Below are 16,045 nucleotides of genomic sequence, written 5' to 3'. Positions count from 1 at the left end.
GATACCGATCGGTACAAAACTGCTACAGTCGCGTTGACAACCGATCGGTACAAAACTGGAGGAACGCATGTCGGATCTGACGGGCAAGGTCGCACTGGTTACGGGGGCCACGTCGGGAATCGGCCTTGCCGGCGCACGCGCACTGGCGCAGCAGGGGGCCTACGTCTTCCTGGTGGGCCGCCGTCAGGAAGCCCTCGACGAGGCCGTTCGCGGCATCGGCCCCGACCGCGCGAGCGCCATCCGCGCCGACGTGACCGAGCAGGCCGATCTCGACCACGTCGCCGCCGTCATCGAGGGCTCGGGACGCCGACTCGACGTCGTCTTCGCCAATGCCGGCATCAGCGAAGTCGCCGTCTTGGGCGATCTCACGTGGGAGCACTACCGCAGCATCTTCGACACGAACGTCGGTGGAATCACCTTCGCCGTGCAAGCTGCACTTCCGTTGCTCAACGACGGCGCGTCGATCATCCTGTGCGGTTCGAGTGGCGACGTGAAGGCAGCACCCGGAAACAGTGTCTATGCCGCATCCAAGGCCGCCATCCGATCACTGGCCAGGAGTTGGGCCGCAGAACTCGTCGACCGCAAGATCCGGGTGAACGTCGTCGCACCAGGACTCACGCAGACACCGGGCCTGGCCGACCTGTTCACCGGCGCCGACGATGCCTTGGCTGACCTGACCGCCACGGTGCCCATGCAGCGCCGGGCACGCCCGGAGGAGATCGGCAGCGTGGTGACCTTCCTGGCGTCGGAGAGCAGCTCGTTCATGACGGGTTCGGAGATCTACGTCGACGGTGGGGCCAGCCAGTTCTGACCGGACGCCGTGGCCTTCATCCCCGGCGGTCGCACGCGGACGGCGCCATATCCCGGAAGCCGACGCAGCAACGCGTCGAGTTCCCGGCCTGCCGCCATGACGGTGCCGTCCGGCCGCACGATCGCCGCCGAGGCATGGCCACGGGACAACCACGCGGCCAGGTCACCTTCGGCGACGACGACGCGTGCGCCCCGGTCCGTCGCGCGTGCGCGTTGAGCAGCGGTGGGGACGACCGTCGTGACCACCGCGAAGCCGTCGCCGCGCCGGGTATCGAGGCGGGAATCGTCCTGCAGCAGGGCGTTCGGGCACAGTCGACCGCTCAGTCCCCGTCGCAGGCGGTGCTGCGGCCGCACCAGCGCCGACCGGTGCAGTGCAGGGCTCGTGCTGTCCACGAGCTTGTCGCTCACCCCGGGCACCAGGTGGAGCCGCGGCACGATGGTCCTGCGCAGCGCGTCGCCCATGCGACCGCCGGCCGTCATCGCCCACCCGACGCTCAGCGCCGTGGTGATCATGTAGCGCGCGTGCGGTTTGCGCTCCTGCTCGTAGGAGTCGAGCACCGCCACCGGCAGCTCACCACGCAGGACCCCGGCGAGTTTCCAGGCCAAGTTCGACGCGTCGCGCAGTCCGGCACACAACCCCTGGCCAATGAAGGGCGGGGTGAGGTGGGCGGCGTCGCCGAGCAGGAAGATCGGTCCGCGGCGCCACTCGTCGGCGATCTGCGCGCGGAACGTGTACTCGGCTACCCGGATGACGTCGAGGTCGTGCGGGTCGACGTCCGCCGTCCACGGTCCGATGAGTGGCGCCAGCGCGGCGAGGTCCGCGAAGTCCTCGGCGGCCTCGCCGTCGAGCAGACGAAACTCCCAGCGGTACCGCGTCGCACCGATCCGCATGTAGGTGGCGGCACGGATTGGATCGCAGACCTGATGCACGCCCTCCCACTGCCGAAGATCGGCGGCAGTCGCGACGTCGACGACGAGCCACCGCTGATCGAACCGTAGGTCCTTCATGGTGACGCCGATCCGTTGTCGGACCGTGCTGTTGGCACCGTCGCAACCCAGAACGTAGGCGGCCTCGACGACGTGCTCGGCACCGCTGCCGCGGTCGGCGTAGGTGACGCGCACGCGTCCTCGGTGGTCGTCGACGACGTCGATCACCTCGGCATTGCCCCGCAGAACGGCGTGCGGGTAGTTCGCGAGGTTCTCTCGCAGCAGTCGCTCGAGGTCGGGTTGGTCGTACATGTTCGCTTGCGGATGTCCGTGCGCGCCAACGTCGGTGGTTCGGCCGAACTCGGCGAGCACACGGTGGGACGCGTCGAGGAGGCGCAGGCCGAGCGCGGGACGGGAGACGGCCGCGAACCGTTCGGCGATGCCGAGCCGGTCGACGATGCGCATGACTTCGTCGTCCATGTGCACGGCGCGGGGCTGCGGGTAGACGCCCTCCCATCGATCGAGGATGAGGACGTCGATCCCGTACTGCGCGAGCAGCGTGGCCACCGCGATGCCGCTCGGCCCGGCGCCGATCACCACGACCGGCACGTAGCCGGGGCGGTCGCCGGTCACGCCGACTCGCTCATGCGTCGCCGACCGTCGTCCGCTGAGCACCGAGATCGATGGCACCGTCATCGGTGGCCACCCGCGCCTCCACGACGTCGCCGTGGCGGAGGTACTTCGGGTTTCCCGCTTGGCGCTTGAAGAACGCCTTCCACTTCACCGCCGGGGGCAGCAGCGCGCCGATGATCTCGATCGGCTTGGGCGGAGCGCTCAACGCCGTCCCGGCGGGCGTGCCGGTCAGGACGAGATCCCCCGCGGAGAGGTCCTGGAAGCGGATCAGGGCCTGCAGGGCACGCAGCGGGCGGTAGAGCATGTCCCCCTCGACGAGCGCGTTCTGACGCTCCTCGCCGTTGACGGACAGCCGCAGCCGCAGATCGCCGAAACGTGCGAGTTCCTCGGCGCTCAGCAGAACCAGCGCTGGTCCCACCGGCGTGAAGGTGGGGTAGGACTTGGCCTCGTAGAACTGCGTCTGGGGCAGCTGGATGTCGCGGGCGGAGACGTCGTTGGTGACGACCAATCCTGCGATCACCTCGGCGAGGTTCGCCTCGGTGATCGACGACCCCGCAGCGACGTCGCGGCCGATGACGAGGCCGATCTCGACCTCGTAGTCGAGGAAGCGGACGTGGCTGGGTTTGACGATGTCGTCGAACGGGCCGGTGATGGACGCCGAGGACTTGCGGAAGAACGTCAACGGGGTGGTCTTGGGATCCATGCCTGAATCCCGCACGTGTGACTCGAAATTCGTCATCTGGGCGATGACCCGGCACGGGCGGGTGACCGGAGACGTCAGCCGCAGGTCGGCGACGTCGACCGCCTCGGAGTCGCCGGAACCCGCCGCAGCCTCGATGGCCGCGCGATCGGCGAGCAGTTCGCCGGTGGAGGTCGCGGCGGTGCGGATCCGGTGCGCGAGGTTGCCGTTCCGGACGAACCAGGCATCGGTGGTGCGCAGGATGGAGATGGTCACGAGGTGGCTACTTTCAGCAGGCCGAGGAGGCGGTGGACGTCGAATTCGTTGTCCCGGCGAAGAGCGGTGATCATCGACAGCGCTTCGTCGCGGGCGGATCGGGGGCTGGTGCCCAGGAAGTCCCTGGACACCGGCGGGCCCCACTGGGCGAGGCCGGAGGCGGTGAACGGGGCCCAACCGGGTTCGAGGGAGTCGTCGAAGACGTCGCCGTCGGCGAAGTGCTCGACCAGGAATCCGTCCGGGTCGCGCCAGTAGTCGAAGAGCTGGCTGCCCTGGATGTGCCGGCCGATCCCCCAGGAGCGAAAATAACCTCGTTCCGCGAGGTATTCGCCACCGGCGGCAAGGGCGTCGAGGTCGGCGACCTGATAGGCGGAGTGCACGTAACGGTTCTGCGGGCCGAGCGCCATCGCCAGCGAGTGGTGATCGGTCGGCGTCGCGCCGCGGTCGCAGCGGATGAAGCCCATGGTGGGGCCGCGCTCACGCTGACCGGGGAAGTACAGGAAGTCGCTGACGATCATCCCGAGGTTGTCGAGGTACCAGTCCAGGGCCTGCCGATACCGGGTGGACTGCAGCACCACGTGCCCGAGCCGCTGCACGCGCGCCGGTACCCGCAGCGGGCGCTGCGTGGCGTTGGTCCGTACGACCTCGTGGCCGGCGTTGACTGCCAACGGTCGCTGCGCGGGCAGCGCCGGCAGATCGCGCATCCCGGCCACGACGCGGACGGGGATGCCGCTGGGGTCGGTGAGATCGGCCGCCAGACCACCCGTGGCCTCGGGAAGCGGCCGGGTCGGCACGCCGGCGGCGTCGGCGACCGTGAGGACGTCGACCTCGTCGTGCGCGGCGAAGGCGACGCCGGTGAAACGACTGCGCTCACCCCGCCGGACGATGACGCAGGCGGCCCCGGCATCGGTCCCGCGCAGGTGCAATTCGTCCGGTGTGCTGATCGCGACCTGGAACCCGAACGCCCGGGCAAAGGCCTCGGCACGCAGGAGATCGGGCTTCTCGAACTCGAGCCAGGCGATGTCCCGGACCTTGATGAGGGGGTTGCGGGAGCGCCCGGGATGCTCGCCGCGGCGCGCTCCGTCCTCGCTGTGGATGTCGTGGTGCACGTCGACTGCGTGACTCACGGCGCCCTCCTCTCGCTCTAGTTGACGAAATCCTCACATACGACGCAACGGTCAGTCAACGGGTTCTGACGAAATCCTCACTTCTGATGGCAGAAGGTACGATGAGCCTCCGAACACCGCCGAGGAGCAGCACCATGACCGTTGACGACGCACCGCCGGTGAACCGCGTCGAGCGACGCAAGCAGCGCACCCGCGCGGCGCTGATCGCTGCGGCGCAGACCTTCATCGCGCAGGGCAAGACCAACGTTCCGGTCCTCGAGATCACCCAGGCTGCCGACGTGGGGATGGGGTCGTTCTACAACCACTTCAGCAGCAAGGAGGAACTGTTCGACGCCGCGGTCGTCGACGTCCTCGACGCGCACGGCGCGCTGCTCGACGAGCTGACCGCGTCGATCGACGACCCAGCCGAGACCTTCGCGTGCAGCTTCCGCCTGACCGGCCGAATGTTCCGCCGACGCCCTCGCGAATCGTCGATCCTGCTGAGCAACGGCCTGTCGTTGATCAACCTCGACCGCGGCGTCGCGCCGCGCGCCCGGCGCGACATCGCCGCCGCGATCGATGCCGGACGCTTCACCATCGACGACCTGGAACTGGCGCTGTCGCTCGCCGGCGGCGTCCTCGTGGGCACCGGCGCTCTCATCCGCGACCGGCCCGACCGTGACGACGCCGCCACCGCGGACCGTGCGACGGAGGAACTGCTGCGACTCTTCGGAATGACCGCCGACGAGGCCGCGGACATCTGCCGACGGGCCCTACCCGACCTGGATACCGTCTTCGGGCCCGCCTCACCCGCCTGACACCACCACGGTCGACGACCGTGGTCCCGTGCTCGAACACGTAGCGCGGCAAGCGCCTTGACGGCGCTCGCCGTCGTTTCGCCGTGTCCCCTACGTGGCATGGCCGCGCTAGCACGCTTGACTGATGATTCAGTCGCGTGTGACGATTTCGTCAACAGGACGGAGACGACGTGACCGATTCCCCCGTGCCATACACCGGCCGCAGCGTTGGCTCACCATGCACGCTGTTCCGTGACAACGACTTTCCGTCGTACCGGCCAGATATCTTCAGTACGTCGGCCATCCTCGACCCCCATCCGCACTATCGAGCGCTGCGCGAACTCGGGCCGGTCGTGCGGTTGCCTCGCCGTCGCCTGTTCGCCCTGCCACGCTTCGGCGAATGCAAGGCGACGCTGCGCGCAGACGATGTCTTCCTCTCCGGCCACGGGGTGGCGGCCAACGCCCTGGCCAATCGCCTGTCCCGCGGCACGACGCTCAACAGCGACGGCGCCGACCACGACCGTCGGCGCAAGCTCGTCGCCCACCGACTGCTGCCCCGGGCGCTGCGCGGCCTCAACGAGGCCGTAGAGGGCACCGCCCGCACCATCGTCGACGAGGCCGTGGGCAGGAACCGCATCGACGCCGTCGCCGACCTCGCCACCGCGCTACCGCTGGCCGTCGTCCCCGATCTGGTGGGGTGGCCGCAGGACGAGCGCCGCCATCTCCTGCCCTGGGCTGCAGCCACGTTCGACATGCTCGGCCCGATGAACCGGCATGCACTGCGCGCCATCCCGCGCAGCCTCGAGATGCTGCGCTTCACACGCGCCGTCGTCCGGAACCGAAACGTGTTGCCGGGCAGCATGGCCGATGAATTGCTGACCGCCGTGGACGACGGCGACCTCTCCCTCGAGGACGTACCGCCGTTGATGATCGACTACATCGCGCCCTCGCTCGACACCACCATCAGCGCGATCTCCAGCGCCGTCCACCTCTTCGCGACTCATCCCGATCAGTGGCAGCTGCTTCGCGCGGACCCGAGCATGCTGCCCAATGCGATCAACGAAGTGGTCCGGTTCGAGTCGCCCCTGCGGGCATTCACCCGCAGGACGGCCCGCGACACCACGGTCGCCGGGTACCACATCCCCGCCGGCGCGCGCGTCCTCGTCATGTATGCCTCGGCCAACCGCGACGAGCACGAATGGGACGACCCGGAGTCGTTCGACATCCGCCGGGACGCGGGGCGTCAGCTCGGCTTCGGCAACGGCGCCCACGCCTGCGCCGGCCAGGGTTTGGCGAGGATGGAGACGACGGCACTGCTGACCGCCTTGCTCGAACGGGTCGAACGCATCGATCTGGTCGGTGAGCCGATCTGGGGGGTCAACAACGTCATTCGCCGTCTCGAGCGGTTGCCGATCCGGCTGGTCACCGCCGCGTCCTAGGCGGACGGGTTGATCAGCGCGATGGCGCTGCGCACCGCCTCCTCGGTGACGCCTGCGAGGGGCCGGTCGTGCTCGACGGTGTGCGCCGCGAGTTCGCGGAGCCCACCGATCAGCAGGACCGCGCGCGCGTGCGGCACGGGCTCGATGCCGATGCTCTTTAATTCGTCGGTGTCGCTGAGCGTGCGAACCAGCTCGACGAAGCGTTCCATTGCGATGCGCTGCAGGGAACGCGCCGTCGGACCCAGGGCGGGGACGTCGCGAATCCAGGTGAGCGTGAGGTGACGGCGACGCTCGGCCCAGTCGAACCACGTCTCCACCGCCTGGCCCACCTGGGTCTGCCACGCTGCGGTCGGGTCGACCGCGGCAGCCACCGCGGCGAGATTGGCGTCATTGGTCTCCGACAGCAGCGCGACGAGGCACGCTTCGCGATCGCCGAACTCCGCGTAGAACTTCGACTTCGAGGTCTTGGCCCGACGGACGACGTCGGCCACCATCGTGTTGGCGTAGCCGACGTCGGCGATGCACTCCGCCATCGCGTTCAGGATGCGTCGACGGTACGGCTCGGCATCCTTCGTCCGCGACTGCGCTCGTGCGCGTTCGCTCGTTGCTTCCACGCCGATCCTTCCTGACGTGGCGATTCTAGGCGGCCACCACAGCTACTGGTACACGCGTGTACTGTGTGCTAGTACATCAACGTACCAACGGAGGACCACATGGCCGAACTCACCACTGACCCGGTGCGACTGCCGCCGGGCGTCGCGCTTCCGCGCATCGTTCAGGGCGCGGCCATGGTGATCGATCAACCGCGCGCGTTCGGTTTCGCTCGTCACCGGTACGGCCCGGTCTTCAGCGTGTCGGTGCCGCTGTTCGGCGACAGCGTCGTCGTGGGTGACCCCGCTCTGATCAAGGAGTTGTTCACCGCCGGGGACCTGGTGGAGACGGTGACCAATCTCGGCGACGTCATCGGACCCGGCTCGTCGTTCAGCCTGAACGGTCCGCCGCATCTGGCCCGCCGCAAGCTTCTGATGCCACCGCTGCACGGCAAGCGGATGCACGTGTACGAGCAGATCATCACCGAGGAAGTGACCCGCGAGCTCGCCACCTGGCCGGTCGGGACCGAGTTCGCCACCCTGCCGTCGATGATGCGCATGACCCTCAACGCGATCCTGCGCGCGGTGTTCGGCGCCGACGGTCCCGAACTCGACGCGCTACGCGAACTGCTGCCGCCCGCGGTGCTGCTGGCCTCCAGGCTGACCGTGCTGCCCGCCGGACTGCGGCGCGACTTCGGACGGTGGAGCCCGGGGGGACGCTTGGAGCGGATGCGGCGCGAATGTGACGACGTGATCGGCACACTCATTCGGCGTGCCCGTGCCGCGTCTGATCTCGACGACCGTACCGACGTGTTGTCGATGCTGGTCGCCGCGCGGGACGAGGCCGGGCAGCCCATCCCCGACGACCACATCATCGACGAGTTGCAGACCCTGCTGGCCGCCGGGCACGAGACCACGGCGACGACTCTGGCGTGGGCAATGGAACGGCTACGTCGCCACCCCGAGGTGTTGTCCGATCTGGTCGCCGAAGTCGACGCGGGCGGGTCGGATGTCTTGCAAGCGGTGATCTGGGAGGTGCAACGTAGCCGTCCGGTGATTCCCGGGGTCCTGCGGGTGACCAAGGGCCGCACCCGACTCGGCGAATGGGTGCTGCCCGAGGGACACACCGTCATCGCCAGCATCGCCCTGTCGCACGCCTCCTCGGAGAACTACCGCGATCCGGAGCGATTCGATCCGACCCGCTTCCTGGACGCCAAACCCGACACCAGTGCCTGGATCCCCTACGGCGGAGGACTGCGTCGGTGCGTCGGCGCCGCCTTCGCCAACACCGAGATGCTCATCACCTTGCGAGAGATTCTGCGGACCTACAGCGTGGAGACGACCTCGGCGCCCGACGAACGTCGCAAGTCGAGGGGAATCGCCAATGCGCCCGGGGACGGCGGCATCGTGGTGGTGCACCGGCGCAGCACGACGGAGCACACTGCTTGCTGACGCGCATCGGGGTGACGACGTCGATGGGAGACTGAGTCGATGGGAAACTGAGTCGATGGCACGTCCATGGTTCACGGCGCTGGAACCGCCGGGACACGGCGCGCACCTCAGTGACTCGGCGCTTCCGGACCGCGCGAACGCACTGGCCGAGCGGCTGGGCGCCGGGCCGGCAGGCTGGGCAGTCGACATGGGGGCACGCATGGCGGCGGCCATCACCGCTGACATTCCCCAGCTGGCGGTCGACGCCGTTGCCGCCGAGGTCCACAAGGGGTGCGAGGCCGTAGCGCTGGGCGCGCTCGCCGCACTCGCCCACGACGACGACGTCACCTTCGCGGCGATGTCGGAAGTCCTCGCCGGGCCGACGGAGGTCGTTGCGCGCGGCATCGGCATCGAGCACATGTTGCGCAGCATTCACGTCGCCCACGCCACCGCCGCCGGCGCGCTGCTCGACGCCGCCGAGCGAGTGGTGCCCGAGCCACAGCGTTTCACCGAGATGCGGCGCATCAACCAGATCCTGTTCGACGTGGTCGACGTGGTGACCGAACGGATGGCCGCGGAATACTCCCGTGCTCAACAGGAATGGATGACCAGTTCGATCGCCCTGCGCATGGAGGTCGTGGAAGAACTGCTGAACGGGACGGCCGTCTCGATCGAGCGAGCCACCCGCATCCTCAACTACGACCTGAGTCGTTGGCACCTGGCCGTGATCGCGTGGACCGACGCCTCCGCACCCGCCGAGGCCCCGCAGCTGAGAGCCGTTGCCCAGCAGTCGCTTCTCGCTACGGGCTGCACGTCGACGCTCGTCCTCCCCGTGGGAGCGCACCGCGTGTGGGCATGGGGCTCACGCACGGCGCACCCGCCCGAGCCGTTCACCTCGAAGGCGCCGCCACCCGAGGGCGTGCACCTCGCCACCGGGATGCCCGGTGCCGGCATCGAGGGCTTCCGCGACAGCCATCGTCAGGCAACCGACGCTGCCCGAGTCGCCGCGATGTCGACGCGTCCCGAGCGCGTGTTCCGCTATCAGGACCACGACATCGTGGCGATGCTCAGCGCCGACCCGACCGCCGCCCGCGAATTCGTCGGGCGCGAACTCGGCGACTTGGCCGGAGGCGACGGAAACGTCGTCACGATGCGGCAGACGCTCAAGGCCTACCTCGACCGCGACCGCAGCCTCGTCCGGACCGCCGCCGATCTCCACGTGGCGCGCAACACCGTGGCGTACCGGGTCCAGCGGGCCGAGCACCTTCGTGGTCGGCCCATCGCCGAGCGGCGCCTGCACCTGCACGCGGCGCTCACCCTCGCCGAGGAACTCGGTGACGCGATGCTGCGACCCCCGACGACACCATTGGCCTGAAGTACGACCGGGGCCCACCCATTCTGGACCGCGAACCAGGCGCGCATCGATCATCGCGCAGTTGACTGGGCGTCGAGCCCGTCGGGTGACGGGCAGACGGGAAGCGTTCGTGGTCGTCCATCTCCTCCGCTACCAGGATCACGACCGGGCATCGTGGGGCGTGCTCACCGGTGACACCATCTCGCCGCTGTCCGGCGACTATCCGCGGACCGCCGACCTCATCGAACACGGTGAACCCGACTGGCTCGCCGCGGCCAGGCAGCCGGGCGACGTCTCGATCGCCGACGTCGCGCCGCTGTCACCGGTCACCACGCCGTGCCGGGTGATGTGCCAGGGCGCGAACTACCGTCAACATGCCATCGAGTCCGGCATGGATCCCGACGCTCGCGACTTCAACCTGTTCTTCGACAAGACCGACGCCGCCGTCACGGGCCCGTGCACCCCGGTCATCAGGCCGGCGCACGTGACCCTTCTCGATTACGAGATCGAGCTGGCGCTGGTGTTGCGCCGCACGGTCGACGCGCCGACCACGATCACCGACGAGAACCTCCACGACTACGTCTTCGGCGTCACGGTCGCCAATGATCTGTCCGCTCGCGACGTGCAACTACCTCAAGGGCAGTTCCTCAAGGGCAAGAGCTACCGCGGATTCTGTCCCCTGGGGCCGGTATTGGCGGTGCTGGAGCCCGACGACGTCGGACTGCTCGACGACCTCGAACTCCGACTGGAAGTCAACGGATCGCCGAGGCAGATCGACAACACCGCGAACATGCTCTACCGGCCGGCCGAAACCCTGACCGAACTGACGGAATTCTGCAACATCAGCCCTGGCGATGTACTGCTCACCGGCACACCTCACGGGATCGTCGCGGGCTCGCCGCCCCCAATCATCCGCCGACTGGCCACCGCACTGCTCCCCGAGCAGAAGCTGTGGGCGGCGTTCGTGAAACGTCAACAGCGTAGGCCCTATTTGAAACCCGGCGACGTCGTCACCGCCTCGATACGCAATGCCGCCGGGACGCTCGACCTGGGCACCCAGCGCACCACCATCGTCGCCCCCACCGCGTAGGAAGGACCGCCATGAGCGCCACACCCGTGCCCTTGCAACCCTCCGATCCCAACGATCCCGCCAACACCACCTCCGCCCCGGACCTCACGGAACTCCCCGACCGCCTCGTTCCCGACTTCATCGCCCACTGGGTGGTCAAGACTGCGCGCAGCGCCGAGATGATCGACTGGTACGGACACGTCTTCGGCGCTCGCGTGGTCCACGAGGATCACCAGATCGCCTTCCTGACATGGGATCACGAAAGCCACCGGCTGGCGCTCGTCAAGCTCCCGCCGCCGGTGCGCTTCGCCTTTCCGTTGTCGCGATGGCGGCGCAAGACCTACGGCATCGACCATCTGGCATTCACCTTCACCTCCGTGGAGAGGCTGCTGCTGACCTACGAACGGCTCCGCGGGGTGGGCATCACGCCCGTCTGGTCGATCAACCACGGGCCGACCACCAGCCTGTACTACGAGGACCCCGAGGGTATTCGGCTGGAGTTTCAGACGGAGAACTTCCCCACGGCGCAGAAGACCGCCGAGTACTTCAACAGTGACGAGTTCGCCGCCAACCCGATCGGCACCAACATCGACCCGGCTTATCTGCTCGAACGACTGCGCGCGGGCGTCGATCGACAGGACTTGCTCACACCCGGCGCCGGAACGCGTCCGGGCACGAGACCGAAGAGCAACAAGCGCGCGATCACGTGGAAGACCCTGTAGGACATGACCACCGACCCGATCGTCATCGTCGGTGCCGGTGCCGCCGGATGCACTCTCGCCCTCCTCCTGGCGCGCAACGGCATCCCCAGTACCGTCGTCGAGCAACGCCGCACTCCCCGCCTACACCCTGCCGCACACGTCATCAACGCCCGCACGTTGGAGATCTGGGATCAGGCCTCCCCCACTCTGGGTAGCGCCGTGGACGCCATCACCCCGCCCATCGACACCGTCAACGTCATCCGCTGGTGCACCGACGTACGGTCCGCTCCGATCGGCGAAATAGACCTGCTCTCTCAGCCCGATCGGCTCGCCGACGTCCGCTCGCACAGTCCCCGTCTCATCTCCCACATCGGACAGCACCTGCTCATGCCGGTCTTGTGGAAGACCCTCGCCGACGAACCCCTCGTCGACCTCCGGCTCGGATGGCGAGCCGCGCTGCACGGTGACGTCTTGTCCCTCAGGTCACCGAACGGTGAGATCGATCCCGTGTCACCGCACTACGTGATCGCCGCCGACGGCGCCAACAGCACCTTGCGCGACGCCGCCGGCATCACCATGGAAGGCCCCGTCCTGGCCAACATGGGCAGCGTCTTCTTCCACGCGCCAGGGCTGTACCCCGACGGCACGGACCGACCACTACTCAGCTGGATCTATCACCCGCGGTTCAGCGGGGTGATGATCGCGCACGCCGACGACGACTACGTGCTGATGACTCCGTACCTGCACGCCGCCCAACAAATTGCCAGTGATTCCGAGCGATTCTGGGGCCGGGTCCTGCCGGAGGTCATCGGCGCCACCGACTACCGGATCCGGTCGACGGGAACGTGGACCATGACCAAGCAGATCGCCGATCGCTTCCACCACGGCCGGCTGTTGCTCATCGGCGACGCCGCCCACCGGTTTCCCCACACCGGCGGCTTCGGCCTCAACAGTGGTGTGCAGGACGCCCACAACATCGCCTGGAAGCTTGCGGCGGTCCTGCAGGACGGCGCATCGGAGTCGCTGCTCGCCACCTACGACACCGAACGGCGGCCCGTCGTCACGAGGTTCGCCGAGCAGAGTACGCACAACCACTTCAAACTCGACGACGTCACCGAGCCGCTGGGAATCACCAACCGGTCACTCCACAGAGCGACCCAACTCATGGGGAGACTTCCCCTGAACTCGGTGCCCGACCGCCTGATCGCCCGGGTCGCGGACGCACTGACCGCCGCGCAGATGTCCCGGACGCGGAGATTGTCGAAGCAGAGCGCCCGCAGCGCACGCCTACGCCAGCGCATGGCCGCCGTCATTCCGGGTCAGGAGGAGCACTTCGTCGCCAGCGGTCTGGAGTTCGGCTACGCCTACGGCAGCTGGTTGATCGACACCGCCGAGGGGCCGTGCCCGGACGGGGACGTCGCCTTCTATCGACCGACGACGCACCCCGGTGCACGACTTCCGCACGCGGTGATCCTCGGCGAGGACGGGACCGAGCGCTCGACACACGATGCGGTTGCGCGCCGAGGCCTCACCATGTTCACCGGTGCGCCGACACAATGGGCCGAGGCACTCGCCCTCGAGCCAATCACGGTGCCGATCGACGTCGTCGCACTGACGGCCACGGGGCAGCAAGACCGAGTCGACGTCATCGACCTGTTCGAGGTCGGTGAATGCGGCGCCGTCGTCGTGCGGCCCGACGGTCACGTCGTCTGGCGCACGTGCGACGACAGCTCCGCAGCAGACCGATTCCGCGACTTCGTACACCGGGCGTGGAGTCGCGTCCATCCGAGGCTGCGCGACGATGACACCCAGCAGTCCGCCTGAGCCGAAGGACGACCGAATCATCGTGACGATTTCCCCGTCGCCGGACGCCGGCGCGCGCCCCGATACTGCCTCGCCGACGTCGGACCTCGACCTGATCGCCTCCCGCGTGCTGTGGTTGTCGACGGCCATGGTGCATCACGCCAACCGCATCCGACCCAACCCGGGTGGCCTCAAGGTGGGGGGACATCAGGCATCGTCGGCCTCGATGGTGGGGATCATGACCTCGCTGTACTTCGGGCCACTGCGCGACCACGACCGGGTTTCGGTGAAGCCGCACGCATCCCCGGTATTGCACAGCATCAACTACCTGCTGGGGTGGCTCGACGAGCACTACATGACGACGCTGCGTGAGTTCGGCGGCCTGCAGAGCTATCCCAGCCGCACGAAGGACCCGGACCCGGTCGACTACTCCACCGGATCGGTAGGAATCGGCGCCACCGCACCGATCTGGGCGACGTTCGCCCGGCGCTACGTCGACACCCTGGGCGGCGACGTCGGGTCGGGACGCCAGTACTCCCTCGTCGGCGACGCCGAACTCGACGAGGGCGCGGTCTGGGAAGCGGTGATGGATCCCACCGTTCGAGAGCTGGGCGAGATCGTCTGGATCGTCGACATGAATCGTCAGTCCCTCGACCGCGTCGTGCCCCACATCGCGTCCGGGCGGTTGCAGGACGTGTTCACCGCCGCCGGCTGGCAGGTGCTGACCGTCAAGTTCGGCACGTTGCTCGACGAGCTGTTCGGCCGCCCCGGCGGCGACGCGCTGCGCAACCGCATCCTGACGATGGCCAACCCCGAATATCAACGGCTGCTGCGGTGTTCCGCCGAGGAGCTGCGCTCCAGGTTGCCCGGTGACGGCGCCGAGGGCTCGGCGATCGCCGCCCTGATCCGACAGCTCGACGACGCAACCCTGCTGCGCGCCATCTCGAATCTCGGCGGCCACGACATCGCCGCCATGCAACACGCCTACGACCACATCGACGATTCACGTCCGACGGTCATCCTCGCCTACACCATCAAGGGATACGGACTCCCCACGCAGGGACATCCGCAGAACCATTCAGCCTTGCTGACCGATGAGCAATTCGCCCAGTTGGCGGATGCGCTGGGCGAAGATCCCCACCAGCCCTTCACGCGGTTCGATCCGCAGTCATCGGCGGGACGGCTCTGCCGGCGCACCGCCGAGCGGCTGCGCCGGGACGAACCCCGGACCGTCGCACCGCCGCAGGTGCCGACCGACATCGGACGCACCCCTCCGGCAGTGTCGAACACTCAGAGTGCGCTCGGGCGCACACTGCTCGACCTGACACGTGAAGCGCCCGACGTCGCACGACGCGTCGTCACCGTCAGCCCGGACGTCAGCTCCAGCACGAACCTCGCAGGGTGGCTCAACAAGGTGGGCGTCTGGTCCCCCTCCGAGCGGCCCGACTGGTTCGCCGACGACGGCGACACCCTCCTGCACTGGCGGGAACGCCCGACCGGCCAGCACATCGAATTGGGCATCGCGGAGGTCAACCTGGTCGGTCTGCTCGGCGAACTCGGGGCCACCTGGAGCCGATGGGGCCAACCCCTCTTCCCGATCGGAGTGCTCTACGACCCATTCGTCGGACGCGCCCTCGAGCCGTGGTCGTTCGGCATCTACGCCGGCGGACAGTCCATCCTGGTCGGCACGCCGTCGGGCGTCACCCTTGCGGCAGAAGGTGGAGCGCACCAGTCGATCACGACACCGTCGATCGGCCTCGAGCAACCCGGCTGCGTCAGTTACGAGCCCGCCTTCGCCACCGAAGTCGAATGGGTCCTGCTGCACTGCATCAGCCAACTGGGACGACCCGACGGGACGTCGTCGTACCTTCGGCTGTCCACCCGACCGGTCCGCCAGGAACTGGCGAATCTCCCCGACGATCCGGCCGCCCGGGAACGCCGACGTCGCCAAGTGCTCGCCGGCGCGTACACGTTGCGCGCGAGCGCCGCCCCGGCGATCTGCATCGTCGCGATGGGAGCCCTGGTCACCGAGGCGACGGAGGCCGCCGATCGGCTCGGCGCGATGGGCCTGGAGGTCGAGGTCATCTGCGTGACGAGTCCGGACCTGCTGTACCGCGCCATCGGGGACCGTGACGGGTTCAACGACGGTCCCTCCTGGCTTCTCGATCAGGTCTTTCCGGCCGAGCGTGCCGCGCCGATGGTTACCGTCCTCGACGGCCACCCGCACACCCTGGCCTTCCTGGCCACCATCAACCGGGTGCGTTGCAAGGGCTTGGGCGTCAGAGCTTTCGGTCAGGTCGGCGATCTCGACGCGGTGTACCGGTATCACGGCATCGACACCGACAGCATCGTGCGCGCAGCGTTGGACGTCCTGGGCTGACGCGGTGGGGTGACCTCGTGGGTCCGCACCGTCGTGCGGGTCGAGGGTGT

The 16,045-nt window shown here is 68.2% G+C and carries 13 protein-coding genes; 9 read left to right on the top strand and 4 right to left on the bottom strand.

What is annotated here, in order from left to right; all coding sequences use genetic code 11:
- Positions 1-67 precede the first annotated feature (67 nt).
- A complete protein-coding gene (locus tag FZ046_RS12725; protein ID WP_211372278.1) occupies positions 68-811 on the top strand; it encodes an SDR family NAD(P)-dependent oxidoreductase in 744 nt (247 codons plus the stop codon).
- Here FZ046_RS12725 and mhpA read toward each other — a convergent pair.
- Genes mhpA through FZ046_RS12710 form a run of 3 tightly spaced genes read right to left on the bottom strand, consistent with a single transcriptional unit; the run spans position 781 to position 4,452 of the window.
- Positions 781-2,433, bottom strand: coding sequence for a bifunctional 3-(3-hydroxy-phenyl)propionate/3-hydroxycinnamic acid hydroxylase MhpA (gene mhpA / locus FZ046_RS12720; protein ID WP_083298078.1), 1,653 nt, complete (start codon positions 2,431-2,433; stop codon positions 781-783). The genes FZ046_RS12725 and mhpA overlap by 31 nt on opposite strands.
- A complete protein-coding gene (locus FZ046_RS12715) occupies positions 2,381-3,325 on the bottom strand; it encodes a fumarylacetoacetate hydrolase family protein (protein WP_070352090.1) in 945 nt (314 codons plus the stop codon). Before FZ046_RS12715 ends, mhpA begins: the two co-directional genes overlap by 53 nt.
- Positions 3,322-4,452, bottom strand: coding sequence for a VOC family protein (locus tag FZ046_RS12710; RefSeq protein ID WP_070352089.1), 1,131 nt, complete (start codon positions 4,450-4,452; stop codon positions 3,322-3,324). The genes FZ046_RS12715 and FZ046_RS12710 overlap by 4 nt, the downstream gene beginning before the upstream one ends.
- 134 nt (positions 4,453-4,586) lie before the next feature.
- On the opposite strand from FZ046_RS12710, the gene FZ046_RS12705 reads away from it, so the two are divergent.
- Both FZ046_RS12705 and FZ046_RS12700 read left to right on the top strand, forming a co-directional pair.
- The gene (locus FZ046_RS12705) at positions 4,587-5,249 is read left to right on the top strand and encodes a TetR/AcrR family transcriptional regulator (protein ID WP_070352088.1); all 663 of its coding nucleotides are present in this window, start codon (positions 4,587-4,589) and stop codon (positions 5,247-5,249) included.
- A 224-nt stretch (positions 5,250-5,473) separates the two neighbouring features.
- Positions 5,474-6,667, top strand: a complete 1,194-nt coding sequence (locus FZ046_RS12700) for a cytochrome P450 (protein ID WP_070352126.1) — start codon at positions 5,474-5,476, stop codon at positions 6,665-6,667.
- Here FZ046_RS12700 and FZ046_RS12695 read toward each other — a convergent pair.
- The gene (locus FZ046_RS12695) at positions 6,664-7,281 is read right to left on the bottom strand and encodes a TetR/AcrR family transcriptional regulator (protein ID WP_246182982.1); all 618 of its coding nucleotides are present in this window, start codon (positions 7,279-7,281) and stop codon (positions 6,664-6,666) included. The genes FZ046_RS12700 and FZ046_RS12695 overlap by 4 nt on opposite strands.
- Positions 7,282-7,380: 99 nt before the next feature.
- Between FZ046_RS12695 and FZ046_RS12690 the strand changes: the two genes are divergently transcribed.
- The 6 genes from FZ046_RS12690 to FZ046_RS12665 all read left to right on the top strand — a co-directional run bounded on the left by FZ046_RS12690 (position 7,381) and on the right by FZ046_RS12665 (position 15,995).
- On the top strand, positions 7,381-8,709 hold the full coding sequence (locus FZ046_RS12690) for a cytochrome P450 (RefSeq protein WP_070352086.1): 1,329 nt from the start codon (positions 7,381-7,383) through the stop codon (positions 8,707-8,709).
- A gap of 55 nt (positions 8,710-8,764) precedes the next feature.
- Positions 8,765-10,063, top strand: a complete 1,299-nt coding sequence (locus FZ046_RS12685) for a PucR family transcriptional regulator (RefSeq protein ID WP_070352085.1) — start codon at positions 8,765-8,767, stop codon at positions 10,061-10,063.
- Positions 10,064-10,172: 109 nt separating this feature from the next.
- Positions 10,173-11,132, top strand: coding sequence for a fumarylacetoacetate hydrolase family protein (locus FZ046_RS12680; RefSeq protein WP_070352125.1), 960 nt, complete (start codon positions 10,173-10,175; stop codon positions 11,130-11,132).
- An 11-nt stretch (positions 11,133-11,143) separates the two neighbouring features.
- On the top strand, positions 11,144-11,833 hold the full coding sequence (locus FZ046_RS12675) for a VOC family protein (RefSeq protein WP_083298077.1): 690 nt from the start codon (positions 11,144-11,146) through the stop codon (positions 11,831-11,833).
- Positions 11,834-11,836: 3 nt separating this feature from the next.
- Entirely contained in the window at positions 11,837-13,636 is a 1,800-nt protein-coding gene (locus tag FZ046_RS12670; RefSeq protein ID WP_070352084.1) for an FAD-dependent monooxygenase, read from the top strand.
- Positions 13,637-13,763: 127 nt separating this feature from the next.
- Entirely contained in the window at positions 13,764-15,995 is a 2,232-nt protein-coding gene (locus FZ046_RS12665; RefSeq protein WP_246183035.1) for a thiamine pyrophosphate-binding protein, read from the top strand.
- The last annotated feature ends 50 nt before the right edge of the window (positions 15,996-16,045 follow it).

It is taken from the genome of Mycolicibacterium grossiae (assembly GCF_008329645.1).
Lineage (GTDB): Bacteria > Actinomycetota > Actinomycetes > Mycobacteriales > Mycobacteriaceae > Mycobacterium > Mycobacterium grossiae.
Note: the sequence above shows the minus strand (reverse complement) of the source record. Positions and strands in the feature narration are given on the sequence as shown.